Annotated in this window: 24 protein-coding genes and 1 riboswitch; of the genes, 10 read left to right on the top strand and 14 right to left on the bottom strand. The window is 67.0% G+C overall.

Translation table 11 applies throughout. The annotated features are described in order from the left end of the window. Window positions 1-61: 61 nt before the first annotated feature. From NEF64_RS01975 to rpmI, 6 genes are all read right to left on the bottom strand, one after another. On the bottom strand, window positions 62-937 hold the full coding sequence (locus NEF64_RS01975) for an aldose 1-epimerase family protein (protein ID WP_252574572.1): 876 nt from the start codon (window positions 935-937) through the stop codon (window positions 62-64). Between the two features lie 190 nt (window positions 938-1,127). Beyond that, complete coding sequence (pheT, locus tag NEF64_RS01970) at window positions 1,128-3,542, bottom strand: phenylalanine--tRNA ligase subunit beta (RefSeq protein ID WP_252574559.1); 2,415 nt, start codon at window positions 3,540-3,542, stop codon at window positions 1,128-1,130. Beyond that, a complete protein-coding gene (gene pheS / locus NEF64_RS01965; protein ID WP_200912191.1) occupies window positions 3,539-4,633 on the bottom strand; it encodes a phenylalanine--tRNA ligase subunit alpha in 1,095 nt (364 codons plus the stop codon). The genes pheT and pheS overlap by 4 nt, the downstream gene beginning before the upstream one ends. A gap of 22 nt (window positions 4,634-4,655) precedes the next feature. Further along, window positions 4,656-4,997: a GIY-YIG nuclease family protein gene (locus NEF64_RS01960; protein ID WP_056406746.1), complete on the bottom strand. Its 342-nt coding sequence runs from the start codon at window positions 4,995-4,997 to the stop codon at window positions 4,656-4,658. A gap of 259 nt (window positions 4,998-5,256) precedes the next feature. After that, window positions 5,257-5,622, bottom strand: coding sequence for a 50S ribosomal protein L20 (gene rplT / locus NEF64_RS01955; protein ID WP_031395288.1), 366 nt, complete (start codon window positions 5,620-5,622; stop codon window positions 5,257-5,259). Window positions 5,623-5,641: 19 nt separating this feature from the next. Next, window positions 5,642-5,845 (bottom strand): 50S ribosomal protein L35, encoded by a 204-nt coding sequence (gene rpmI, locus NEF64_RS01950; protein ID WP_031395289.1) that lies wholly within the window; start codon window positions 5,843-5,845, stop codon window positions 5,642-5,644. A 199-nt stretch (window positions 5,846-6,044) separates the two neighbouring features. Between rpmI and NEF64_RS01945 the strand changes: the two genes are divergently transcribed. Next, window positions 6,045-8,168 carry an AsmA family protein gene (locus tag NEF64_RS01945; protein WP_056406744.1) on the top strand — a complete coding sequence of 708 codons (2,124 nt, stop codon included), beginning with the start codon at window positions 6,045-6,047 and terminating at the stop codon, window positions 8,166-8,168. Between the two features lie 195 nt (window positions 8,169-8,363). Here the strand turns inward: NEF64_RS01945 and NEF64_RS01940 are convergent, their stop codons facing one another. Continuing rightward, complete coding sequence (locus NEF64_RS01940) at window positions 8,364-9,194, bottom strand: inositol monophosphatase family protein (RefSeq protein ID WP_031395291.1); 831 nt, start codon at window positions 9,192-9,194, stop codon at window positions 8,364-8,366. A gap of 91 nt (window positions 9,195-9,285) precedes the next feature. On the opposite strand from NEF64_RS01940, the gene NEF64_RS01935 reads away from it, so the two are divergent. The 3 genes from NEF64_RS01935 (at window position 9,286) to NEF64_RS19235 (ending at window position 11,386) form a co-directional block, all read left to right on the top strand. Beyond that, window positions 9,286-9,816 carry a peroxiredoxin gene (locus NEF64_RS01935; protein ID WP_031395292.1) on the top strand — a complete coding sequence of 177 codons (531 nt, stop codon included), beginning with the start codon at window positions 9,286-9,288 and terminating at the stop codon, window positions 9,814-9,816. Between the two features lie 95 nt (window positions 9,817-9,911). After that, entirely contained in the window at window positions 9,912-10,922 is a 1,011-nt protein-coding gene (locus NEF64_RS01930; RefSeq protein WP_320466478.1) for a GGDEF domain-containing protein, read from the top strand. 335 nt (window positions 10,923-11,257) lie between these two features. Continuing rightward, window positions 11,258-11,386, top strand: a complete 129-nt coding sequence (locus NEF64_RS19235; protein ID WP_261362612.1) for a hypothetical protein — start codon at window positions 11,258-11,260, stop codon at window positions 11,384-11,386. Between the two features lie 43 nt (window positions 11,387-11,429). On the opposite strand, the gene NEF64_RS01925 is transcribed toward NEF64_RS19235, so the two are convergent. Together NEF64_RS01925 and NEF64_RS01920 are read right to left on the bottom strand one after the other, a co-directional pair. Continuing rightward, entirely contained in the window at window positions 11,430-12,068 is a 639-nt protein-coding gene (locus tag NEF64_RS01925; protein WP_056406742.1) for a YbhB/YbcL family Raf kinase inhibitor-like protein, read from the bottom strand. Beyond that, window positions 12,061-12,612 (bottom strand): hypothetical protein, encoded by a 552-nt coding sequence (locus tag NEF64_RS01920; protein WP_056406740.1) that lies wholly within the window; start codon window positions 12,610-12,612, stop codon window positions 12,061-12,063. The genes NEF64_RS01925 and NEF64_RS01920 overlap by 8 nt, the downstream gene beginning before the upstream one ends. 168 nt (window positions 12,613-12,780) lie before the next feature. On the opposite strand from NEF64_RS01920, the gene NEF64_RS19230 reads away from it, so the two are divergent. Beyond that, window positions 12,781-12,906: a hypothetical protein gene (locus NEF64_RS19230; protein WP_260171387.1), complete on the top strand. Its 126-nt coding sequence runs from the start codon at window positions 12,781-12,783 to the stop codon at window positions 12,904-12,906. A 25-nt stretch (window positions 12,907-12,931) separates the two neighbouring features. Then, a complete protein-coding gene (locus tag NEF64_RS01915) occupies window positions 12,932-13,237 on the top strand; it encodes an alkylphosphonate utilization protein (RefSeq protein ID WP_031394037.1) in 306 nt (101 codons plus the stop codon). 54 nt (window positions 13,238-13,291) lie between these two features. Here the strand turns inward: NEF64_RS01915 and thiC are convergent, their stop codons facing one another. From thiC to NEF64_RS19340, 4 genes are all read right to left on the bottom strand, one after another. Further along, window positions 13,292-15,214: a phosphomethylpyrimidine synthase ThiC gene (thiC, locus tag NEF64_RS01910; RefSeq protein ID WP_056406738.1), complete on the bottom strand. Its 1,923-nt coding sequence runs from the start codon at window positions 15,212-15,214 to the stop codon at window positions 13,292-13,294. 39 nt (window positions 15,215-15,253) lie between these two features. Next, window positions 15,254-15,361, bottom strand: a riboswitch (TPP riboswitch). A gap of 88 nt (window positions 15,362-15,449) precedes the next feature. Next, the gene (locus NEF64_RS01905; protein WP_234387246.1) at window positions 15,450-16,313 is read right to left on the bottom strand and encodes a MipA/OmpV family protein; all 864 of its coding nucleotides are present in this window, start codon (window positions 16,311-16,313) and stop codon (window positions 15,450-15,452) included. Between the two features lie 69 nt (window positions 16,314-16,382). After that, window positions 16,383-16,832 carry a DUF2141 domain-containing protein gene (locus NEF64_RS01900; RefSeq protein WP_234387247.1) on the bottom strand — a complete coding sequence of 150 codons (450 nt, stop codon included), beginning with the start codon at window positions 16,830-16,832 and terminating at the stop codon, window positions 16,383-16,385. Further along, window positions 16,738-16,968: a sterol desaturase family protein gene (locus NEF64_RS19340; protein ID WP_416374985.1), complete on the bottom strand. Its 231-nt coding sequence runs from the start codon at window positions 16,966-16,968 to the stop codon at window positions 16,738-16,740. The genes NEF64_RS01900 and NEF64_RS19340 overlap by 95 nt, the downstream gene beginning before the upstream one ends. A gap of 385 nt (window positions 16,969-17,353) precedes the next feature. On the opposite strand from NEF64_RS19340, the gene NEF64_RS01890 reads away from it, so the two are divergent. Further along, the gene (locus NEF64_RS01890) at window positions 17,354-18,205 is read left to right on the top strand and encodes a hypothetical protein (RefSeq protein ID WP_159043441.1); all 852 of its coding nucleotides are present in this window, start codon (window positions 17,354-17,356) and stop codon (window positions 18,203-18,205) included. A gap of 15 nt (window positions 18,206-18,220) precedes the next feature. Here NEF64_RS01890 and NEF64_RS01885 read toward each other — a convergent pair whose 3' ends face one another. Continuing rightward, complete coding sequence (locus NEF64_RS01885; protein ID WP_081877539.1) at window positions 18,221-18,814, bottom strand: GNAT family N-acetyltransferase; 594 nt, start codon at window positions 18,812-18,814, stop codon at window positions 18,221-18,223. Between the two features lie 235 nt (window positions 18,815-19,049). Here NEF64_RS01885 and crtY point away from each other — a divergent pair, with 235 nt between their 5' ends. From crtY to NEF64_RS01870, 3 genes are all read left to right on the top strand, one after another. Further along, window positions 19,050-20,216 (top strand): lycopene beta-cyclase CrtY, encoded by a 1,167-nt coding sequence (crtY, locus tag NEF64_RS01880; protein ID WP_031394043.1) that lies wholly within the window; start codon window positions 19,050-19,052, stop codon window positions 20,214-20,216. Continuing rightward, complete coding sequence (locus tag NEF64_RS01875) at window positions 20,213-21,691, top strand: phytoene desaturase (RefSeq protein ID WP_031394044.1); 1,479 nt, start codon at window positions 20,213-20,215, stop codon at window positions 21,689-21,691. Before crtY ends, NEF64_RS01875 begins: the two co-directional genes overlap by 4 nt. A gap of 190 nt (window positions 21,692-21,881) precedes the next feature. Then, window positions 21,882-22,463, top strand: a complete 582-nt coding sequence (locus NEF64_RS01870; protein ID WP_031394045.1) for an LOG family protein — start codon at window positions 21,882-21,884, stop codon at window positions 22,461-22,463. Window positions 22,464-22,505 lie beyond the last annotated feature (42 nt).

Here is a 22,505-nt window from a genome sequence, read left to right as displayed (position 1 = left end):
CACGGGCTTGGCGCTTGCGGCTATGCCCCACCCCAACCCCTTCCCTGAAAGGGAGGGGCTTTTAGCGGAGCAGCGTTACGCGGAGTGCGATGCTCTTTGTGGCGCCTGCAGCGATCTCGAACACGCCGGGCTTGGCGCGGAAGTCGCCGTCATAGCCCTCGGGGTCGGCAATGCCGTGCCACGGCTCGACACAGACATAGACCGCGCCGGGCTTGGTCCAGAGGCCGAGCATCGGCGTGTCGGGGAAATCGATCCGCAGCTGCGGGCCGGTCTCGGCACCGTAGGTGACCGAGTCGGACCGGACCGAATCCCAGACCAGCGCATCCTTGGCGAACAGCGCATCGTGCAGAGGCAGCGTCCGTCCCTCCAGCGGCGAGGGCCGCTCCCCCTCCGCGATCGTGCCGTCGTCGGCGATCATGCGCAGCGTGTCGGGCTCGTCGGCCGAGAAGACGATGCGGTGGTCGGCGCGATCCTCCCCGTAAGGCAGCGGCCAGGCGAAGGCGGGGTGGAAACCGAAGCTCGCCGGAAGCGGCTGCGCGGCGGGGTTGGTGATCGCGACGTCGACGCTCAGCGTCGCGTCGACCAGCGCGAACGTCACCGTCAGCCGGAAATCGAACGGATAGACCACACGCGTCTCGGGCGTCGCCTCGAGCGTGAAGGCGACAGATCCCGGCTGCTGCTCGGATACCGCGAACGCCATGCGGCGGGCGAAGCCGTGCTGCTTCATCGAATATTCGGTGCCGTCGACGCGGATCGTGTCGCGGTAGGGGCGACCGACGACGGGGAAGAGGATCGGCGCGTGGCCGGTCCAATAGGCCGGGTCGGCGTCGGTCATCAGCTCGCGGCCGTCTGCGTCCTTGAGCGACGTGAGCTCGGCACCCAGTGGGTTGATCTGCGCGGTGAGGTGGTCGTTGGCGATCGTGATCAGGTCGGTCATTGGGGTCCTTCCTTCGTGGTCGAACGCGCGGGTCTTCAAAACGCTCATCGGACAGCCCGCCGGCCCCACCCCGGCGAAGGCCGGGGTCCAGTTGGAAAGGTGGAAGTAACGAGGGACTGTCCGCCGTTACTCCCGTTCCCCAGCTGGGCCCCGGCCTTCGCCGGGGTGGTGTTGGAGGGTGAGGAGACGCTCAGACGCGCAGGCTCGCGCCTTGTTTAGCCGCTGCCGCGACGACCTTGTCCGCGACCGCCTTCAGCTCCTCGTCGGTGAAGCTCTTGGCGGTGGGTTGCAGGACGATCTCGACCGCTACCGACTTGTGGCCGTCCTCGACGCCCTGCCCGGTGAACACGTCGAACACGCGCGCCGAGACGATCGCAGCCTTGTCGGCGCCCTTGACCGCACGGACCAGCGCGTCGGTCGCGAGCGCCGCCGGCACGAGGAACGCGAAGTCGCGGCGGACCGCCTGCAACGCCGGCGGCGTGTAGGCCGGGCGGGCGAAGCCAGAGGCGCGCTTGGGCGGGATCGCGTCGAGATAGACTTCGACCGCAGCGACCGCGCCGTCGAGGTCGAACGCCTTCAGGACCAGCGGATGCAGCATGCCGAAGCTTGCCAGCACCGTCTTCGGCCCAAGCCGGAGCGTGCCCGACTGGCCCGGATGCCAGGCACCACCCGCCTCCCCCATGACCTGGAGATTGTCGACCGGTGCGCCCGAAGCGGCGAGCAGTGCGAGCGCTTCGGCCTTCGCATCATAGGCGTCGAAGCTCGCGGCCTTGCCGTCACGCCAGCCGCGCGGGCGGCGGTCGCCCGCCAGCACCACGCCCAATGTCGCGCGTTCTGCGTCGGCGAGATAGCGGCGACCGATCTCGAACAGGCGGACGCTCTGCTGGCCGCGCTTGAGGTTGCGCCCCGTCGCGGCGAGCAGGCCGGGGAGCAGCGAGGGGCGCATGACCTTCAGGTCTTCGCTGATCGGGTTGGCGAGCGTCCACGCGCCGCCGCCGAAGGGTGCGGCTTCGGCCTCCGAGAGGAAGCTCCACGTCACCGCCTCGTCGAGGCCGCGCGCGGCGGCGGCGCGACGCGCGCGGCGTTCGAGCTTCTGCTCGGGCGTGGCGGTGGGCTTGGCGACGCCGGGCAAGCGCGGCAGCGGCGTCGAGGGGATATTGTCGATGCCCTCGATCCGGACGACTTCCTCGACGAGGTCGGCGGGGCCGTCGACGTCGCGGCGCCAGCTCGGGACCGTGACCGGCCATTTGCCCTCGATCGTCGAGAACAGCGCGTCGCTGAACGCATCCGCGCTCTTGATCGCACCGATCGTGAAGCCGAGCGACAGCAGCGTGCGCGCCTGGCGTTCGGGGGCGACGTGGAGGCCGCCGAGGTCTGCACTGAGGCGGGGGTCGTAGTGGATCACGCGGGGCTCCGACGGTGCTTCGCCCGAGTGCGTGACCTCACTCGCGGTGCCGCCGCATACGTGGAGCACGAGCGCGGTGGCGATCGCGAGGCCATCGTCGAGAAACGCCGGGTCGACGCCGCGTTCGAAGCGGCTGCGCGCGTCGGAGGTGAGCGTGAGCTTCTGGCCGGTGCGCGCGATATGGTCGGGATCGAAATAGGCGCACTCGATCAGCACGTCGGTGGTGTCCGCGGAGACGCCCGAATGCTCGCCGCCCATGATGCCGCCGATGTCGTGCACGGCCACATCATCGGCGATGACGGTCATGCTGGCATCGAGCGTGTAGGTTTTGCCGTTGAGCGCGACGACCTGTTCGCCGTCGTTCGCCTTGCGCGCGACAAGGCCGCCCGACAGCTTGGCGCGGTCGTAGACGTGCAAGGGCCGGCCGAGGTCGATCATCAGGTAATTGGTGATGTCGACCAGCGCGGAGATCGGCTTCTGGCCGATCGCGAGCAGGCTGCGGCGCATCCAGTCGGGGGAGTCGCCGTTGGTCACACCGGTGACGGTCTGCGCGAAGAAAGCGGGGCAGCCGGCGGTGTCTTCGGTGCGGACCGATGGCCCTGCCCCGTCGGTGACGATCGGATCGAAGATCAGCGGTGTGAGCGTGCCCATGCCGGCAGCGGCGAGGTCTCGCGCAATGCCGCGCACGCCCATGCAGTCCTGGCGGTTGGGGGTGATCGCGACGTCGATGACGGGATCGGTGAGCCCGGCATAATCGGGGTAGGGCGTGCCGATCGGCGCGTCCTCGGGCAGCTCGATGATGCCGTCATGATCCTCGCCGAGCTCCAGTTCGCGCGTCGAACACATCATGCCGTTCGATTCGACGCCGCGGATGCTCGCGAGCTTGAGCGTCACGTCGAGACCGGGGACGTAGGCGCCGGGTGCGCCGAATACGCCGACCAGCCCGGCGCGCGCGTTCGGCGCGCCGCAGACGACCTGGAGCGGACCGTCACCGGCGTCGACCGACAGGATCTGGAGCTTGTCGGCCTGCGGATGGCGTTCGGCGCTGAGCACCTTGGCGATGCGGAACGCGGCGAGCTTCTCGCCCGGATTCTCGACGCCTTCGACTTCGAGGCCGATACGCGTGAGCGCGTCGACGATCTGGTCGAGCGTGGCGGTGGTGTCGAGGTGCTGCTTGAGCCAGCTGAGCGTGAACTTCATGCGCCGACTCCTGCCGACAGAGTGGGGACGTCGAGGCTCGAGAAACCATAATGTTTCAGCCAGCGGATATCGCCGTCGAAGAATGGGCGGAGGTCGTCCATGCCGTATTTGAGCATCGCGAGCCGGTCGATCCCGCAGCCGAACGCGAAGCCCTGCCACTCGTCGGGGTCGAGCCCGCACGCCTCGATCACCTTGCGGTGGACCATCCCCGAGCCAAGGATCTCGAGCCAGCCGTCTGGCTCCGCGCCGCCGACGACGCGCTTGCCCTTGACCAGCGTGTAGCCGACGTCGATCTCGACCGAGGGTTCGGTGAACGGGAAGTAGCTCGGGCGCATCCTGAGCACGATGTCGTCACGCTCGAAGAACGCCTTCACGAAGGTTTCGAGCGTCCACTTCAGATGGCCGAGCGTGATGCCCTTGTCGATCACGAGGCCCTCGACCTGGTGGAACATCGGCGTGTGCGTGGCGTCCGAGTCCGAGCGGTAGGTGCGGCCCGGCGCGATGATGCGGATCGGCGGCTTCTGGCCCAGCATCGTGCGGATCTGGACGGGCGAGGTATGCGTGCGGAGCAGCGAGAAGGTCGTCTTCTCGTCGGCGGTGCCCGCGGCCTTCGCGTCGATCCCCTGCTGGAGATAGAAGGTGTCGTGCATCGCGCGCGCCGGATGCGTCTCGGGGATGTTGAGCGCGGAGAAATTATGCCAGTCGGTTTCGATCTCGGGACCCGTCGCGACCGCGAAGCCCAGGTCGGCGAAGATCTCGGCGAGTTCGTCCATGACCTGGCTGACCGGGTGGATCGTGCCGGGCATGGGCGCGTCGGCGGGGAGAGTCATGTCGAGCGTTTCACTGGCGAGGCGCGCGTCGAGCGCGGTGCGTTCGAGCGTCGCCTTGCGATCTGCGATGCCGTTCGCGACCGCCTCGCGCAGCCCCTGGATCAGCGGCCCCTGCACGAGGCGCTCGTCGGGGGTCATCTTGCCGAGCGTCTTCAGCAGCGCGGTGATCGTGCCCTGCTTGCCGAGCGCCTCGACCCGGCACGCCTCCAGCGCGTCGAGGCCGGATGCCGCGGCGATCGCCGCCAACATGTGTTCACGCATCTGGTTCAGGTCTTGCGTCACGTCATACTCCCAGAGCGGGTTCGGTCGGCAGATCGGGTAGGCGGGGCAGCCCCAAACCGATACCCAGATCGTCCCAATTTTCGTTGTGCGCTTCGATCAGCTCGATCTTCCACGCTCTTCGCCACTCCTTCAGCCGCTTCTCGCGAACGATCGCGGCCTCCATCGTGTCGAACATCTCGTAATAGGCGAGACGCCTGATGCCGTACCGGTGAGTGAAGCCGGGGATCAACCCCTCGCGGTGCTGAACCAGCCGCGCGAGCAGATTTGAGGTGACGCCGACATAGAGCGTTCCGTGGCGGCAGGAGGCGAGGATGTAGACGCAGGGCTGGAAGGTTTCGCGCATTTCTTGCTCCCCCGTTTGCGCCCGCCTCTGGCGTCCTTAGCTCCGTCATCCCGGCGGACGCCGGGACCCATGGTTACGGGCCGGGTGATGGTAGCACGTTATCGCCGGGTCCGCCGTAACCATGGATCCCGGCGTTCGCCGGGATGACGGAAGGGGGGCGGGTGCTCCGCATCGGTGAATTGCGCTCCTCCCCAAACGCGAAAAAGGGCACCGGTGGTTTCCCACCGGCGCCCTTTTCAAACCCAACCTCAGTCGCGGATTACGCGGCCTGGGGAAGTGCTGCCTTCGCCTGTGCGACGATCGCGCTGAAGGCTGCGCCCTCGTGCATCGCGATGTCGGCCAGGACCTTCCGGTCGAGTTCGATACCCGCCAGCTTCACGCCGTGCATGAACTGCGAATAGGTCAGACCCTCGGCGCGGACGCCGGCGTTGATGCGCTGGATCCACAGGCCACGGAAGGTGCGCTTCTTAACCTTGCGGTCGCGGTAAGCATACTGTCCGGCCTTTTCGACGGCCTGACGGGCGATGCGGATGGTGTTCTTGCGACGGCCATAATAGCCCTTCGCCTGAACCAAAATACGCTTGTGCTTGGCGCGGGTGGTAACACCCCGTTTTACGCGTGCCATTGTCTAATTCCTTCTCAGCTCAACGCAGGCCGTAAGGCGCCCAGGCCTTCACTGCTGCGGTATCGGCCTTGGACAGCAGCTTGGTGCCGCGGTTCTGACGGATGTACTTGCCGTTGTGATGCGCCAGACGGTGACGCTTGCCGGCGACGCCGTGCTTGAGCAGGCCGGTGGCGGTGAGCTTGAAGCGCTTCTTGACGCCGCTCTTGGTCTTCAGCTTGGGCATTTTTATCCTTTCGGTTACGAAGGGAAACGCTGAAATCGCCGCGGCAGCCCACACTGGCCGGGCGATTCGTCGAACGCGCATCCCTTCGAGGAAGCGGGGCCGATACCCGCATCGGTCCGGAATCTCAAGCCGCATTCCCGCATTAATGCGGCATCCGACCATAGTGGAACCGCTGCGCCCGCCATGCGATAGGCTTATCATGGACGCCAGCCCGACGCAGCCGATCGACGCCCCCCCGCCCGCCGCGGCGCAGAAGAGGCGCAAACGGCGGATCCTGCGCAACATTCTGATCGGGATCGTCGCGGTGATCGCCGCGATCTGGCTGGTACTCTACATCACCAAGGGTCGCTTCCTGAAGCATCCGTTCGAGCGGATCGTCGGGTCGATGACCAACAGGACGGTGACCGTCGGCGGCGATTTCCAGCTCTATTTCGCGCCGTTCCGAATCAAATTCTATGCCGAGCGCTTCACGCTCTCCAACCCCGACTGGGCGAGCCGGCCCAACCTCTTCCAGGCGGACAAGCTCGACACGCGGATCGCGCCGCTGTCGCTGATCTTCGGCAAGCGGCGGCTCTACTGGCTCGATCTGGTCAACGGCGCGGTCGATCTCGAATGGAATGCCGCGCATACCGCCAATAGCTGGACGTTCAGCGACAAGAAGGGCGGCGAGCCGCTCGAATTCCCGCGGATCGACGTGGCGACGGTGACGGGGACGAGCGTGCGCTATCTCGACCCGCGAATGCGCGTGCTCGCCAATCTCGACGTCGCCGACATCCGCTCGGTCGATGCGACGATCGGCCGCGCGGTCGGCCTCAAGGGCACCGGCCAGCTGCGCGAGACGCCGTTCACGGTGACCGCGCAGCTGCTGTCGCCCGACGCGACCGCCAATCGGGGACAGAACAAGCTGGTCGCGCGGATGCGCGCGGCGGGCAACGTTATCGACGTCGCCGGCACGCTGCCGAGCATCGCGGACGTCGAGAACGTGCCGCTCGCAGTGACCGCGCGCGGTGCCAACCTGTCGACCCTGCTCGGCGTGATCGACGTCGCGATCCCGAACACACGCACCTATCGGCTGCGCGGACAGCTCGTGAAACAGGGCGAGGAATATCATTTCACGCGGATCACCGGCGTGGCGGGTAAGACCGATCTGGCGGGCAAGCTGACGATCACCAATGGCGAACGCATCCATCTCGATTCGGTGCTGGCGACCAAGAGCCTCGATATCGTCGATGCCGCGCCGTTCATCGGCTACAATCCCGACATCGTCGAGAGCCGCGGCGCGGTGGCGGCCGCCGCCGCGACCGGTGCGGGCGCGCAACGCCTGTTGCCCGATGGGAATTTCCCGGTCGAGACGATGCAGATCTTCGATGCCGACCTGAAATGGACGATCGGCGTGGTGCGGTCGAAGAACATCCCGATCTCGAACGTCGACCTGACGCTCGACCTCGAGCGCGGGCGGCTGGCGCTGTCGCCGCTGACGTTTGCGATGGCGCGCGGCAATGTCGCCTCTGACGCGGTCTTCGACACGCGGTCGCGGCCGAGCGCGGTGTCCTACGACATTCGCCTCGCGCCGACGCCGATGGGGCGGTTGCTCAAGGGCTATGGGCTTGCCGAGGCGGGGACGACCGGCACGATCAAGGGGCGGATCAAGCTCGACGGGCGCGGCGATTCGATCCATGATTCGCTGGCGTCGTCACGCGGCCGGATCGCGTTCGTGATGCCGTCGGGCGCCCTGTCGGTGCGCAACGTCCAGCTCGCCGAGCTCGACATCGGCACGTTCGCGCAGCGCATGTTCCAGGGCAAGCTCGACGAGCCGGTCCAGGTCAATTGCGGCCTGATCGGCTTCACCGTGCGCGGCGGTGTGGCGGCAGCGGACCCGATCCTGATCGACACGAGAAAGAACGTGATCGTCGGGCGCGGCGGGTTCAGCTTCCGCAACGAGGCGGTCGACCTCGCCTTCCGCGCCGATTCGAAGAAGTTCAGCCTGTTTGCGGGCCAGTCGCCGGTCGGGTTCGGCGGGGTGTTCGCGGCACCGAAGATGAGCGTGGTGTCGAAGGACCTGCTCGCCCGCGTCGGCACCGGGCTGGGCCTCGCGCTGGTGGCGACGCCGGTCGCGGGTGTGCTTGCGTTCGTGGATGTCGGCGATGCGAAGGCCACCGCGTGCGGCCCGGTGCTGGCCGGCGCGACCGCCAAGGCGCAGCGGACGACCAAGGGCGAGACGCGCGACGATGTCGGCCGCGGGACGACCGCCAAGGGCGAGGACGGCAAGGCGTCCGAGGCGGAGAAGAAGGGGCAGAAGAAGAAGTTTCTCGGGATCTTCTAAAGCGGCGGCGGCCGCCGCGCTCCGCGCCCATGCTTACCCACCACATCCATCCCGTCACCCCGGCGAACGCCGGGGCCCATGGTTTCGGCCAGCGCAGTAAGCGACCGTGCCGTATCCATGGGTCCCGGCTTTCGCCGGGATGACGGATATGGGACTAGGTGCGAGGCGTGACGCCCGTCGGCCGCCAAGACGGTCTCAGTGGTCGTGACCGCCATGATCATGCGCATCACCCGCGATCCGGTGCATCGCCTCGAGCACGTCGTCCAGCCGCGCCGGATCGCCGATCGCGAGCACATGACCTTCGCTGTCCGCGGTCAGCGGGTCGCCGTTCCAGTCGCACATCATCCCGCCGGCGCCTTCGACGACCGGGACCAGCGCAGCGAAATCGTAGAGCTGGAGACCCGATTCGCAGACGACGTCGAGATGCCCGCTCGCGAGCAGGCCGTAATTATAGCAGTCGCCGCCATAGACCGGCCCCTGGCGCGGATTGCCGCCCGAGATAGCCGCGACGAGCGCTAGGTAATGCGGGACGTCAGCCTCGTCGAACAGATGCGGGCTGGTCGTCGCGATCGTCGATCCCGCAAGCTCGCGGCAGACCCGGGTGCGCACCGGCACGCCGTTCAACGTCGTCGGACGCCCCGCGACGCCGACCCAGCGTTCGCGCTGGACCGGCTGGTCGATGATCCCGAGCACCGGCCAGCCATCCTCGACCAGCGCGATCAGCGTGCCAAAGATCGCGCGGCCGACGGTGAAGCTGCGCGTGCCGTCGATCGGGTCGAGCACCCATTTGCGGTTGGTGACACCGGTCTTCTCGCCAAATTCCTCGCCGACGATGCCGTCGCCCGAGCGTTCGGCGTCGAGCAGCCGGCGCATCGCCGATTCGGCCTCGCGGTCGGCGCGGGTGACGGGGGACTGGTCCTCCTTGATCTCGACGCCATGCTCATGGCGGAAATAGGGTCGGATGACCTGGCCCGCGGCATCCGCGAGGCGGTGCGCGAGGTCGATATCGGCTTGGGTCACTGGCATGTGCCCTGCCTATCGAGCCTGTACGGCGCGGGCAATGGACGGATGCCGCGAGCGGGCGTACGTCATTGCGATCATACCGGAGTATAGCCCCATGCGCCTCGTCCCGACCCTTGCCGCCCTCCTCCTCGCCACCCCCGCAGTCGCGGCGCTCGCGCCCGGTGCGAAGGCACCCGACTTCACCACGCGCGGCGCGATCGCCGGCAAGGTGTTCACGGTCCACCTCGCCGAACAGCTGAAGAAGGGCCCCGTCGTGCTCTACTTCTTCCCCGCGGCCTATACCGGTGGCTGCAATGCCGAGGCGCATGCCTTTGCCGAGGCGGTCCCCGCGTTCAAGAAGGCCGGCGCGACGGTGATCGGCATGTCGGCGGACAACGTCGAGACGCTGAGCAAATTCTCGGCGGAGAAATGCGCGGGCAAGTTCGCGGTCGCCAGTGCAGGGCCGAAGGTCGTCGCGGGCTATGACGTCGCGCTCGGCAAGCAAGTGATGGGACGCGACGTCACGAAGCGCACCAGTTACGTGATTGGCCGCGACGGCCGGGTCGCCTTTGTTCACGACGACATGAACCCGGCTGAGCATGTCAGTTCGACGCTGGCCGCAGTCGAGACGCTTAACCGCCGATAGGCTTGCAAATCGTCACGCGTTGCTAACCTTTATCGTTCTATTCCGGGGGCGAAACGGGGGCAAATGACATGCGGGACGCGCACGGCGCACAACAGGTGAGCACGGAGGACCTGTTCGACCAGATCGGCCGATTCCTCCGTAAGCACCGGTTGCGTCCGGATCCGTCGCATTATGCGTTCGCGCATGCCGTGCTGTCGGCGCCGGACGGCCCGCTCGCGGCGCAGGTTGCGCAATTGACCGAGGGCGGCGTCCGGCTGCTGCGCAGGGATATCGAGGCGCTTGGCGGACAGGTCACCGAGCCCTCTGCGGTGGTCGATCCCGACGACCCGTGCGATCCCGCGCAACGCGAAGGGCAGGCGGACCGGCTGGTTGCCGAGACGCAGGAGTATGTCGACGGATTCGCGACGATCATGCACAGCATCCACGCCGAGACCCGCGGCTTCGGCCATGACCTGGCGGAAAGCGCGGCAGCGATCACGACCTCGCCGGGACTAGCCGAGATCGACGAGATCACGCGGATCACCACCGCGATGATCGGCCGGATCCGTGAGTCCGAGGTGCGGTTGGCCAAGGCGAAGCACGAGACCGACGTCCTGCGGGCCAAGCTGATCGAGGCGCGCGACAGCGCACGGCGCGACACGCTGACCGGCCTGCCCAATCGGCGCGCGTTCGACGAGGCGTTCGGCGCACGTGACGCGGACAAGGGCCCCTATTGCCTGGCGGTATGCGACGTCGACCGGTTCAAGCGAGTCAATGACGCGTTCGGCCACGGCGTCGGCGACCGGGTGCTGACCGCGATCGGCCAGATGATCGCGGCGGGGTGCGAGGGGCATCTCGTCGTGCGGCACGGCGGCGAGGAGTTTGCAGTGCTGTTGTGCGGCGTCAGCCTGAGCGACGCCGCGCGCCTGCTCGATTCGGTCCGCGCGATCGTCGCCGCCAAACGCTTCCGCAATCGTGAGACCGATTCGCCGCTCGGCCAGATCACCTTTTCGGCAGGCGTCACCGCGATCCACGCGGACGAAGCCGCCGAGAGCGCGTTCGCCCGCGCCGACCGGCTCCTCTACACCGCCAAGGGCGACGGGCGCGACCGGATCTGCGCCGCCTGATCCGCGCGGCGGTCCGCGGCACCGATCCTTGGCGCCGTTCACCGGATTAGTGTGGCGCAAAATCCCAACTGCTGCGGGGCTGCTGCGAAAAATCTCGCTGATTCAGCTGGATACGGAACTGGCACGGGGTGTGCAAAGCAGGGGATATCGGCAGCCGGATGGTCCGGACGCCGCCATCACCGAAGGGAAGCCACCATGTCCTCGATCCATTTCGAATCCGCCAAGCGCATCCTCCTCTCGTTCGCCGGCGCGTTGGTCTTCGCCGGCATCGCGATCAGCGCCGCGACGCCGATCATCCCGATCGCGTGATCCGGCCGGACTGCGGAGACTGCATCATGCTTCGTCATCTCCATCGCGCCCAATCGCGGCCCGACCGCCTGCGGGACAGCAGCCTGCTCGTCGGCATCGTCGCCTTCTCGACCACCGTCCTGCTGATCGCGACCCACGCCGCAGCGTTCGCCTGACCGGCAGCGCGGCGGATCCCTGCCCGCCACGCGCGGGTCGCGGTCAGGCCGGCATGGCCGATGAAGCGGGGCCGACGGGCGCGGCCTCCTCGCGCGAATAGGTCCCGATCAGCAACCCCGCCGCGAGCACATGTCCCGACATCGCCTCGACCAGCGCGGTGCGGCCCGGTGATACGCCTGGATCGCCCAGCGCCGCATCGAGCGCGAAAAGCTGGAAGGCGTAGCGATGTTCGCCATGCCCGGTCGGCGGATCGGGCGGCAGCCAGCCTTCGCGCAGATAGGAATTGCGCCCGACATCGCCATCGGGCGTCCCTGCGCCGTCGGCCGTGATCGCACCTTCGGCCAGTCGCACCCGATCGGCAGCGATATGCCAGACGATCGCGTGGACCAGCGGCTGCGGAGTCGGCGCATCCGCATCCTCGACGATCAGCGCGAGCGCGGCGGTGCCCGCAGGCGGCGTGCTCCAGAGCAGCGGCGGCGACACCCCGTCACCATCGGCGGTGAACCGCGGCGGCAACCGCCCCTCATGCGCAAAGGCGGGGCTGGTCAGGTCGAGCGTCGCGAACCCCGTGCCGGCCTGTGCGCCCGACCCGAGACCGGACCGGGCGATCACCAGCGCGTCCGCACCGGCGCGCAATCCTTTAAGTGCGTGGCCGAGCCAGGCAGGCATGTGTTCAAGCATCGTTTCCACCCTCCGAAGGACAGGCGCCGGGGCGCAGGACCGGTGCGCCATCGGCATACCAGCGGCTCTGGTCCCGCATCGTACCGGCATCGTGATAACAGGCCTGCGCCGTGCCACCCGCCGGATCGATCGCGACCATCCAGTTGTGATCGCCGCAATTATGCGCTTCGCAGCCCCAGGAGGCGATGCGCCGGCCCCGTTGGAAGATCGGCGTCTGCGGCCCCGAACGCCCGCGGATCAGCGACCGCAGCCGGGCATCGTCGACCACCGCGAGCAACCCGCCGGCCACCTCGGTGCGATCGAAGAAATCGACGCCATCGACCGCGTCATGCGGATATTTGCCGACATAGGCGGTGAGCGGCGTGGTCTGTGCCTGCCCCGCCACGGGGATCGGCGTCCGCGTGGCAGGCGGTGTGAAATTCGTAACCGCAGCGGTCTGCTGGGAATCGTCGCCCGCACTGCAGCCTGACACGGCCATGGCAAGCATTGCCATCCCCGCACGCAGCGACAGGGTGATCGGCGCAGCCCCGGATCCGATATGCATCGCAGCCCCCTCATGCTCTTTTCATCCCAACGCGCCGATCGGGCCGAGGTTGCCCGCGATGCCCGCACTGCCGGGGCGATCTGGCGATCCGAATCTACGGGTATGCGCGAGTGCAAGCGTGTATCGTCGCCGTCCCGGGGCGCTCCGCCCCGCCGGAAGGGCAGCATCATGGCCAAGAGCCAGAAGAAATCGAACAAGGAAGTCCGCAAGCCCAAGGCCGAGAAGGAGCCCAAGGCGAACGCGTCGAACCCCACGACCAAGGGCAAGCCCGTCGAGATGACGACGCTCAAGTGATCCGGCACGAAATAGGACGATGACGATGGCGGACGACGATTACGTCTATGACGAGGCCAGCGGCGAATGGGTCGCCGCCGACGCCGCATCCACGACCCGCGCGGCGGACGACGACGCGGTCGTGGTCCGCGACTCGGTCGGCAACGTGCTAGCGGACGGCGACCAGGTGACGCTGATCAAGGACCTGACCGTCAAGGGCGCGGGCCAGACGCTCAAGCGCGGCACGCTGATCAAGGCGATCCGCCTGACCGGCGACGCGCAGGAGATCGACTGCCGTTACGAGGGGATCAAGGGACTGGTGCTGCGCGCGGAGTTCGTGCGCAAGCGGTAACGGATGCGCCCCTGATCCTCCCCCTGCCGGGGGAGGAGTTCGGGGTGTGGCGGATCAGACGTCCGCGGGGAGGTAGATCTCGCTGCCCTTCTCGCGGAACCTCTCGCTCATTTCCGCCATGCCCTTTTCCGCGTCGGCATGCGCGCCCTTGGCGAAGATCGCGCGGTTGGCGTCGGTCTGATCGACATCGGCTGCGAGGAACGTGTCGGCGGGGCCATTCTGTTTCGCGGCGAAGTCCCTCACCTCCTGCGTGATCTTCATCGAGCAGAATTTGGGACCGCACATCGAGCAGAAATGCGCGGTCTTGGCGCCTTCTGCGGGGAGCGTCTGGTCGTGATACTGCTCGGCCGTATCGGGGTCGAGGCTCAGGTTGAACTGATCGCGCCAGCGGAATTCGAAGCGCGCGCGGCTCAACGCGTCGTCGCGCACCTGCGCGGCGGGATGCCCCTTCGCCAGATCGGCGGCATGCGCGGCGAGCTTGTAGGTGACAACGCCGACCTTCACGTCGTCGCGGTCGGGGAGCCCGAGATGCTCCTTGGGCGTCACGTAGCAAAGCATGGCGGTGCCGTACCAGCCGATCTGCGCCGCGCCGATGCCGCTGGTGATATGGTCATAACCCGGCGCGATGTCGGTGGTGAGCGGCCCGAGTGTGTAGAAGGGCGCCTCGCCGCAGACCTCGAGCTGCTTTTCCATGTTTTCCTTGATCTTGTGCATCGGCACATGGCCGGGGCCCTCGATCATCACCTGGACATCGCTCTTCCATGCGCGGTGGGTGAGTTCGCCGAGCGTGTAGAGCTCGCTGAACTGCGCCTCGTCGTTCGCGTCGGCGATGCTGCCGGGGCGCAGCCCGTCGCCGAGCGAATAGGCGATGTCATACGCCTTCATGATCTCGGTGATCTCGTCGAAGCGCTCGTAGAGGAAGCTCTCCTTGTGGTGGCTGAGGCACCATTTCGCCATGATCGAGCCACCGCGCGAGACGATGCCGGTGACGCGCTTGGCGGTCATCGGGATATAGGCGAGGCGCACGCCCGCGTGGATCGTGAAGTAATCCACGCCCTGCTCCGCCTGTTCGATCAGCGTGTCGCGGAAGATTTCCCAGGTCAGATCCTCGGCGACGCCGCCGACCTTCTCGAGTGCCTGATAGATCGGCACGGTGCCGATCGGCACGGGGCTGTTGCGCAGGATCCATTCGCGCGTGTCGTGGATGTTGCGGCCGGTGCTGAGGTCCATCACCGTGTCCGCGCCCCAGCGGATCGACCAGACAAGCTTGTCGACCTCGGCGGCGACGTTCGACGCGACCGCGGAATTGCCGATATTGGCGTTGATCTTGACCAGGAAGTTGCGGCCGATCGCCATCGGCTCGGATTCGGGGTGATTGACGTTGTTGGGGATGATCGCGCGGCCGCGCGCGACCTCGTCGCGGACGAATTCGGGGGTGACGAAGTCGGGGATCGACGCACCGAAGCTCTCGCCGTCGCGCTTATACTCTTTCAGCATCGCGCGGCCGAGATTCTCGCGGGTCGCGACATATTCCATCTCGGGCGTGATGATGCCGCGGCGGGCATAGTGCATCTGGCTGACATTGGCGCCGGCCCTGGCGCGCAACGGGCGTGCGATACTGCCGGGGAATTGCGGCACGCCGCCCGAGCGGTCGGGGCCGAGCTGGCCATTATCCTCGGGCCGGACCGCGCGCGCGTCGTAACTTTCGACATCGCCCCGCGCCTCGATCCACTGGCGGCGGAGTTGCGGCAGGCCGGCGTTGATGTCGATCGTGGCGCGCGGGTCGGTGTACGGACCGCTGGTGTCGTAGACGCGCAAGGGCGGCTCGGAACAGCTGGGGTCGAGCACGATCTCGCGCATCGCGACGCGGACGTCGGGGCTGGAGGGCACCGCGACATGGATCTTCCGCGAGCCGCGGATCGGGCCGGTGGTGACGCCGATGTCGGCGGTCGGGATGCGGGGATCGTAATCGGCCATGCGCTTGCTCCTAAAGGTCTCGGAGCAAGGCATGCGGTTCTGTGGCGACCGCTCCCTCCCTCCGCCGGTATCAACCGGATCAGGTTCAGCGGGTCGAAGGCTCCTGCCTTCCTCTCAAGCGCGGATCGGCGCTCCCCCGGGGTAGGGCGAGCATAGGCGCAACGGACGGGGGCGCAAACGAAAAACCCCGCGCGGTCGGGCCGCACGGGGTTTCGGGTCGATCGGCGGGTTGCGATCAGAAGGTGTAGGTCAGGCCCACCGCGCCGAGCCACTGGTCGGCATCGCCGACGTCCGCGACGATCGGGCTGTCCTTGTACTTGCCGAGCATGCGGCCGTAGAGCACGCCCGCGCCGACGCCGAACCCACGGCGCAGATCGCCCGACAGGCTCTGCAACGCGAAGGCGGAGACGTTGACGCGGCGGAAACCGCTGTCGTTGATGTCATAGGTGCGCAGACCGCTGTTGATCGTGCCGATCGGCGTGACCGCCGCATAGGTCCGGCCAAAGCCCTTGCCCGCATAATCCGCCGATAGGCCGAAGGCGACCAGGGTGCGGACCGACAGCGGCGTGGTGTAGTTGACCTGCGGGGTGATGACATAGCTGTCGTGCGTGCCCGACACGTCGTGGATATAGGCGACGCGCGCGGTCAGCGTGTCGTAATCGCTGGTGATGACGCCGGTCTTGCCGATGCCGACAAAGCCGCCGACTTCATAGGCCGTGTCGATCTTGCCGAGCGCGCGGACCTGCCGGTTGTCGACCCGGCCCGTGCGATCGGTGCGGACGGCGGCGATGACGCCGACTTCGTAGTTGATGCCGACCGACCCGGTATTGGGGATCAGGTTCACATAGAGCTGCGTACCGCGCGTGAAGAAATCATGCCCGCGGACCGTACCGATCGCGACCGCGCCGGGGGTGAAGCTGTTGCTGTCCGCACCCTCGTAATCGGGAAGCGACGCGACACCCAGACCGAGTGTGATGCGGTTGTTGTCGGCGGGATCGGTGATTGGCGGGGTCGGATTGGGATCCGTCTGCGCAAGTGCCGGCGTGGCGAGGGCGACTGCCGCGGTTGCGGCAGTCAGAACGAGTGAGAATGCGCGCAAGGACGGGCTCCGGACAAAAAGGTTCCACCGCGCAACGCGGGGCAACCCCATTCGGTCCGTTGCAATCCGTCAGAAGATGTAACGCATCCTGACCTGTTGCATTTCGGCATCACCGACGAGCATGAACCGTGCCGCGGAAAAGCGCGGCGGTCCGAAGCGTACCGCCGCGTTGTTCGAGAAGCCATAGCCCTCGCGCGGGATACCCGCGATCGTGTCGAGCTTGGAGTTGCTGTTCTCGTCATGGATGATCGCCAGCGCATAGCCGCGCTGCGGCAGGCCCGGAAAGCTCGTCGTCCGGACCGCGGCGGGCAGGGTCCGGGTCAGCGCCTTGGCATCGTCGACACAGGCGGGGAAATTGTCGGGGTCGGCGGTCAGACAGATACGGATCAACCCCTTGGCCGAGCGAAGATTGTCGACCTCAACGTCAAGCCGCGTGACCGGGCTCGCCGCCGCCAGAACGGCCCAGAGCGCCGCCGCGGCCAGCACGCGCGGCAGCCTTGGCATGCGATATGCCTGCATCGCCGTGCTCCCGGTCGGTGCCGCAGAGCCGATCCCAGAACCGGAAAGTGAGCTCATAATTGCACCTGTATCGTTCATGATGTGGCTGATGGTGGCTGGCCGTGATCAGCCATGTCCCCAATGCTCCCCTCCACATGAACCGGGGAAAAACCTCCCGGCCCATCGGATTGGCCCCCTCCATAACGGTCATGACCGTCAGAGCCAAACCGAGCGCACCGCCAGGGTCGGAATCGCGACGACCCGTAGCGGAATTATCACAGCAACGGCAGCGCCTAGATTGGAGCGAACGCCTTTGCAGCACACGCGGTCGGCGGGCGCACCCGGTAAAACGTCAATCGCAGACAAGGAGATGACGAGCGTGATCGTCATGCCGCGCTCACAAGCATCTGCGCGTGCCGGGTGATGGCCGCTCGTACACCGCGATCGGGAAGATGACCGCGCGCGCATCCCGCAGAAGGTCGTTGTCGCCGGATCACGACTTTCATAGCATCCTCCGCACGACATAATCGGGGACCACAATAGTGATTTTACTCGCAATGCTGCTGCAATCGGCCCAGCCCGTGCCGACCGCCGCTCCGCGACAATTGCCACCGCTTCACGGTGGGCCTGCAGAAATGACCTGCCCGGTGGGCGGCGAGACGTTCTCGGCATGGCAGCCCGCGATGTTCAGCACCTATGGCGAGCGCCCCGACGGCAAGCCGTACAGCTATTTGCCCTTTCCGTTTCCGCTTCCTGAATGCCCGAGCAACAAGTTGGTCGTTTTCGACAAGGTCTCGACCCAGGACGCGGAAAACCTCGCGCGGCTGATCGGCACCGCCGATTATAAACGGCTGATCGGCTCGGAGACGACCTATTACCGGGCCTATTGGCTCGCCGGAAAGCTGGGCCGGCCGGAGGTTCTGCGTCTCGGACTTTTGCTGTCGGCCATCTGGCAGGTGACGCCCGATCCGAGGTCCCAAATCAGCACCGACGCGCAAAATAGCCAGTTCCAGCGATATCAGACATTGTTCATCCGTGGCGTTCGGGCATTGGGCCCTGCAACGCCCGTAGCGGACCGGCTATGGCTGGAGGCACGGGCCGCGAACGCTGCCCGGCAGATGGGTCGGTTCGACGAGGCAGCGAGGCTGATCGATACGGCCGATCGATCGCTCACGCTCGTTACCGACAAGCGCGGGTGGGATACCTATCTTGCCAAATTGCGCGCCGTCATCGCGCGCAAGGATGCTGGCGTCGAACCGCTCGACATGATCCCGGAGCAAGAGGTCGCCTTCACCTGCCTGCGCCGGCCGCCATCGACCAGCTTCGACAAAGCCACGTGCACGAGCCCGGAGGTCGTCGCACGGATGGCGACGCTCAACGCCAAGCCGAAATAGCCGCCTCGAACGCGGTCAGGCGCGTCGGTCGAGGATCAGGATCGGCGCGTCACGATAACGACCCTCGATGCGCAGGCGGTAGCCGAGGCGCTCGGCGAGGCGGAGCGAGGGCGCGTTGCCGGGGTCGATGATGCAGGTCGTGGCGGCGATGCGCGGGTCGGCCCAGGCCAGGACTGCCGCCATCGCCTCCGACGCATAACCCTGTCCCTGCGCGTCGCCGGTCAGCGTCCAGCCCATTTCGGGGCCGACCGCACCGGGACCGTCGATCGGCGGCAGGATCGCGCGCCGCGCTTCGATCAGACCCATCTCGCCGATCAGCCGGCCGGTCGCGGTCTCGCGCACGATCCAGCTACCATAGCCGAACGCGGTCCACTGCCCGATCGAGCGGAGCAACCGGATCCACACCTCCTCGCGACTGCGCGGCGTGCCGCCGATCATCGCATAGACGCGGGCGTCGGCCCACATCGCGGCGCAATCGTCGAGATCGGCAGGGACATGGCCGCTCAGCGTCAGGCGCGCCGTGGCCAGCATCGGAGCCTGGGGGTGGCGGGGGCCGGGATCGCTGGCGTGCGGTGCGGGCGAAGCGTCGGTCGGGTGTGAGGGGGGCATGGCGGCTCCGGATCTGGCATGGACATAGTGGCGGAGATGGCGGCGGCGCGCCATGCCCGACCTGACGTCCCCCGTCCCTTCGCGTCCGTCACGTGGTGGCCGCGGAAGGCGATGACGTGCGGGGGATCGCCCCGGTGGCGGAAGAGGCCGCCGGGCCGGCAATGCAGGTTGTCTTCGCGCGCGATTGGGCGGGAAAGGCTGTTTTCGCAGGCGCCGGTTTGCGCTAGTCGGAGCCATGGCATCGACGATCTCCTGCGACGTCGCGATCGTTGGCGCGGGCCTGGCCGGCGGGATGATCGCGCTGGCGCTCAAAGCGAAGCATCCGGCGCTCGACGTGCGGCTGGTCGATGCCGCCCCGACGGTCGGCGGCAATCACCTCTGGTCGTTCTTCGACAGCGACGTGGCGGCGGCGGACCGCTGGATCGTCGCGCCGCTCGTGGTGCATGGCTGGCAGGGCTATGACGTGCGCTTTCCAGGGCATGCGCGGACCATAGACGCGCGTTACAATTCGATCGAGAGCGTCCAGCTCGACCGCGAGGTACGCCGCGTCCTGCCGCCACACGCGCTGATGCTCGACCGCAAGGTCAGCGGCGCGAGCGCGACCGCGGTGGTGCTGAGCGACGGCGACCGGATCGAAGCGACCGGGGTGATCGACGCACGCGGGCCGGGCGACCTCACGCTGCTCGATCTGGCGTGGCAGAAATTTCTCGGACGCGAACTGCTGCTCGACGCGATGCACAAGGCGCCGCGGCCGATGGTGATGGATGCGGGCGTCGAACAGCTCGACGGCTATCGTTTCGTCTATTGCCTGCCGTTCAAGGCGCGGCGGATGTTCGTCGAGGACACCTATTACAGCGACACGCCTGATCTCGATCTGCCCGTGCTGCGCGACCGGATCGACGCCTATGTCGCCGAGCGCGGCTGGTCGGTGAAGCGGATCGAGCGCGAGGAATCGGGCGTGCTGCCGGTGGCGATGGGCGGCGATTTCGAGGCCTATTGGCGCTCGACCGGCGCGCGCGTCGCCAAGGCGGGGATGCGCGCGGGGATGTTCCACCCGACCACCGGCTATTCGCTGCCCGATGCGGTGCGGACCGCGTCGATGATCGCGGCGCTGGGGGATTTCTCGGGCGCACGGCTGCACGACGCGACCTATGCAATGGCGCAGGCGACGTGGAAGAGCCGCGGTTTCTACCGGATGCTCGACACGATGCTGTTCCGCGCGGCGGAGCCTGAGGAACGCTACCGGATCCTCGAGCGCTTCTATCGCCTCTCCCCTTCGCTGATAGGCCGTTTCTATGCCGGACGTTCGACCATGACCGACAAGGCGCGGATCCTGACCGGCAAGCCCCCCGTCCCCATCGTGCGCGCCGTCCGCGCCATCGCAGGCAGTATGAGATCATGAAGACAGCTATCGTCATCGGCGCAGGGTTTGGCGGGCTGGCGCTCGCGATCCGGCTGCAATCCGCAGGCGTCCAGACGACCATCGTCGAGAGCCGCGACAAGCCGGGCGGGCGTGGTTATTACTGGGAGCGCGACGGCTTCACCTTCGATGCGGGCCCGACCGTCATCACCGATCCCGACTGCCTGCGCGAACTATGGGCGCTGAGCGGGCACGACATGAGCGCGGATGTGACGCTCGACCCGGTGCTGCCCTTCTACCGGCTAAACTGGGCGGACGGGACGAATTTCGATTATACCAACGACGATACGCAGATGCGCGCCGAGATCGAGAAGCTGCACCCGGGCGACTGGGCGGGCTATGAGAAGTTCCTCGCCTATTCCGCCGGCGTGTTTCACGAAGGCTATGAGAAGCTCGGCCATGTCGCGTTTCTCGACTTCGGGTCGATGATCAAGGCGGCGCCGGCACTGGCGAAATACCAGGCCTGGCGCTCGGTCTATTCAATCGTGTCGAGCTTCGTGAAGTCCGAGAAGCTGCGCGAGGCGCTCTCGTTCCACACGCTGCTGGTCGGCGGCAATCCGATGACGACCAGCGCGATCTATGCCCTGATCCACAAGCTGGAGCGCGACGGCGGCGTGTGGTTCGCCCGCGGCGGCACCAACCGGCTGGTCGCGGCGCTGGTGACCCAGTTCGAGCGACTGGGCGGCGTGCTGCGGCTCGACGACCCGGTCACCTCGATCGAGACGCTGGGCGACCGCGCGACCGGGGTCACGACGGCGAGCGGCTGGTCGGGCCAGGCGGATGCGGTGGCGGCGAACAGCGACATCATGCACACCTATCGCGACCTGCTGGCGACGTCGCGCAGCGGACAGCGGACCAAGGCGTCGCTCGAGCGCAAGAAGTACAGCCCGTCGCTGTTCGTCGTGCATTTCGGGATCAAGGGCACGTGGCCGGGCATTCCGCACCACATGATCCTGTTCGGGCCGCGCTATAAGGGGCTGCTGTCGGACATTTACGATCACGGCGTGCTGGCGGAAGATTTCTCGCTCTATCTGCACCATCCGACCGTCACCGACCCCAGCCTGGCGCCGGAGGGGCATTCGACCTTCTACGCGCTCGCGCCGGTGCCGCATCTCGGCAAGTTCCCGGTCGACTGGGACGAGATCGGCCCGATCCTGGAGAAGCGGATCCTTGACGAGATCGGCCGGCGGCTGATCCCCGACATCCACGACCGGATCGTGACCAAGTTCAGCTATGCGCCGAAGGATTTCGCGCAGGATCTGAACGCGCATCTGGGCTCGGCCTTCTCGCTCGAGCCGGTGCTGACACAGAGCGCCTATTTCCGCGTGCACAACCGCGACGATCACATCCCGAACCTGTACTTCGTCGGCGCGGGGACGCATCCGGGGGCGGGGATCCCGGGCGTCGTCGGGAGTGCTAAGGCGACGGCGCGGTTGATGCTTGAGGGCGAGCAGTAAGGGTTTGTTCGCGCGGAGGCGCGGAGGACGCGGAGGTGATGCGCGTGTCGCGAAGCGACCGTGTCTCCAACGGATGGCGGAGCGGGCATGATGACAGCGCAAGCGCTGTCCGGACTGCAACACCTCCGCGTCTCCGCGCGAACCCATTCTTTTCTTGCGGCACCACGCGCGCTTCCCCTAGCGAGGCCACATGAAAAGACTTGCTGTGTATTGCGGGTCGGCGACGCCGGCTGATCCCCTGTATATCGAAGGCGCGCGCGCGCTGGGACGGACCTTTGCCGAGCGCGGAATCGGCCTCGTCTATGGCGGTGGCCGCACCGGCCTGATGGGCGCGATCGCCGATGGTGCGCTCGAGGGTGGCGGCGAGGTGATCGGCGTGATCCCGCAGGCGCTGGTCGATGCCGAAGTCGCGCATCGCGGGCTGACCGAGCTCCACGTCGTGCAGGGCATGCATCAGCGCAAGCAGATGTTCACCGACCTGTCGGACGGATTCGTGACGATCCCCGGCGGCACGGGCACGATGGACGAGCTGTGGGAGGCGCTCAGCTGGGCGCAGCTCGGCTATCATGCGGATCCCGTCGGGCTGCTCAACACCGCGGGCTATTATGACCATCTGATCGCGTTCTGGGACAAGATGGGCGAGGTCGGCTTCCTGCGACCGCAGCACCGTGACCTGCTGATCGTCGCGGATACGCTCGACCTGCTGCTCGACCGGATGGCGGAGCATGTGCCGACGCAGCCGATCGTCCGGATGAACGCGTCGGATCTGTGAGCGTCTTGAGGCCGCACACTAACCTGCACCACCCCGGCGAAG

The sequence above is a fragment of the Sphingomonas aerolata genome, from assembly GCF_023935825.1.
In the GTDB taxonomy this organism is placed as follows: Bacteria; Pseudomonadota; Alphaproteobacteria; order Sphingomonadales; family Sphingomonadaceae; genus Sphingomonas; species Sphingomonas aerolata.
This window is presented reverse-complemented; position numbering and strand designations above follow the sequence as displayed.

Bases quoted from the DNA above. Each gene is read 5' to 3' on its own strand.
- NEF64_RS01975 (WP_252574572.1), bottom strand. From the start codon at position 937: ATGACCGACCTGATCACGATCGCCAACGACCACCTCACCGCGCAGATC.
- NEF64_RS01945 (WP_056406744.1), top strand. From the start codon at position 6,045: ATGGACGCCAGCCCGACGCAGCCGATCGACGCCCCCCCGCCCGCCGCG.
- NEF64_RS01870 (WP_031394045.1), top strand. From the start codon at position 21,882: ATGAAAAGACTTGCTGTGTATTGCGGGTCGGCGACGCCGGCTGATCCC.
- pheS (WP_200912191.1), bottom strand. From the start codon at position 4,633: ATGCGTGAACACATGTTGGCGGCGATCGCCGCGGCATCCGGCCTCGAC.
- rpmI (WP_031395289.1), bottom strand. From the start codon at position 5,845: ATGCCCAAGCTGAAGACCAAGAGCGGCGTCAAGAAGCGCTTCAAGCTC.
- NEF64_RS01900 (WP_234387247.1), bottom strand. From the start codon at position 16,832: ATGCAGGCATATCGCATGCCAAGGCTGCCGCGCGTGCTGGCCGCGGCG.
- NEF64_RS01960 (WP_056406746.1), bottom strand. From the start codon at position 4,997: ATGCGCGAAACCTTCCAGCCCTGCGTCTACATCCTCGCCTCCTGCCGC.
- NEF64_RS01925 (WP_056406742.1), bottom strand. From the start codon at position 12,068: ATGCTTGAACACATGCCTGCCTGGCTCGGCCACGCACTTAAAGGATTG.
- crtY (WP_031394043.1), top strand. From the start codon at position 19,050: ATGGCATCGACGATCTCCTGCGACGTCGCGATCGTTGGCGCGGGCCTG.
- thiC (WP_056406738.1), bottom strand. From the start codon at position 15,214: ATGGCCGATTACGATCCCCGCATCCCGACCGCCGACATCGGCGTCACC.
- NEF64_RS01915 (WP_031394037.1), top strand. From the start codon at position 12,932: ATGGCGGACGACGATTACGTCTATGACGAGGCCAGCGGCGAATGGGTC.
- NEF64_RS01920 (WP_056406740.1), bottom strand. From the start codon at position 12,612: ATGCATATCGGATCCGGGGCTGCGCCGATCACCCTGTCGCTGCGTGCG.
- NEF64_RS01935 (WP_031395292.1), top strand. From the start codon at position 9,286: ATGCGCCTCGTCCCGACCCTTGCCGCCCTCCTCCTCGCCACCCCCGCA.
- NEF64_RS19230 (WP_260171387.1), top strand. From the start codon at position 12,781: ATGGCCAAGAGCCAGAAGAAATCGAACAAGGAAGTCCGCAAGCCCAAG.
- NEF64_RS19235 (WP_261362612.1), top strand. From the start codon at position 11,258: ATGCTTCGTCATCTCCATCGCGCCCAATCGCGGCCCGACCGCCTGCGG.
- pheT (WP_252574559.1), bottom strand. From the start codon at position 3,542: ATGAAGTTCACGCTCAGCTGGCTCAAGCAGCACCTCGACACCACCGCC.
- rplT (WP_031395288.1), bottom strand. From the start codon at position 5,622: ATGGCACGCGTAAAACGGGGTGTTACCACCCGCGCCAAGCACAAGCGT.
- NEF64_RS01875 (WP_031394044.1), top strand. From the start codon at position 20,213: ATGAAGACAGCTATCGTCATCGGCGCAGGGTTTGGCGGGCTGGCGCTC.
- NEF64_RS01885 (WP_081877539.1), bottom strand. From the start codon at position 18,814: ATGCCCCCCTCACACCCGACCGACGCTTCGCCCGCACCGCACGCCAGC.
- NEF64_RS01940 (WP_031395291.1), bottom strand. From the start codon at position 9,194: ATGCCAGTGACCCAAGCCGATATCGACCTCGCGCACCGCCTCGCGGAT.
- NEF64_RS19340 (WP_416374985.1), bottom strand. From the start codon at position 16,968: ATGTGGAGGGGAGCATTGGGGACATGGCTGATCACGGCCAGCCACCAT.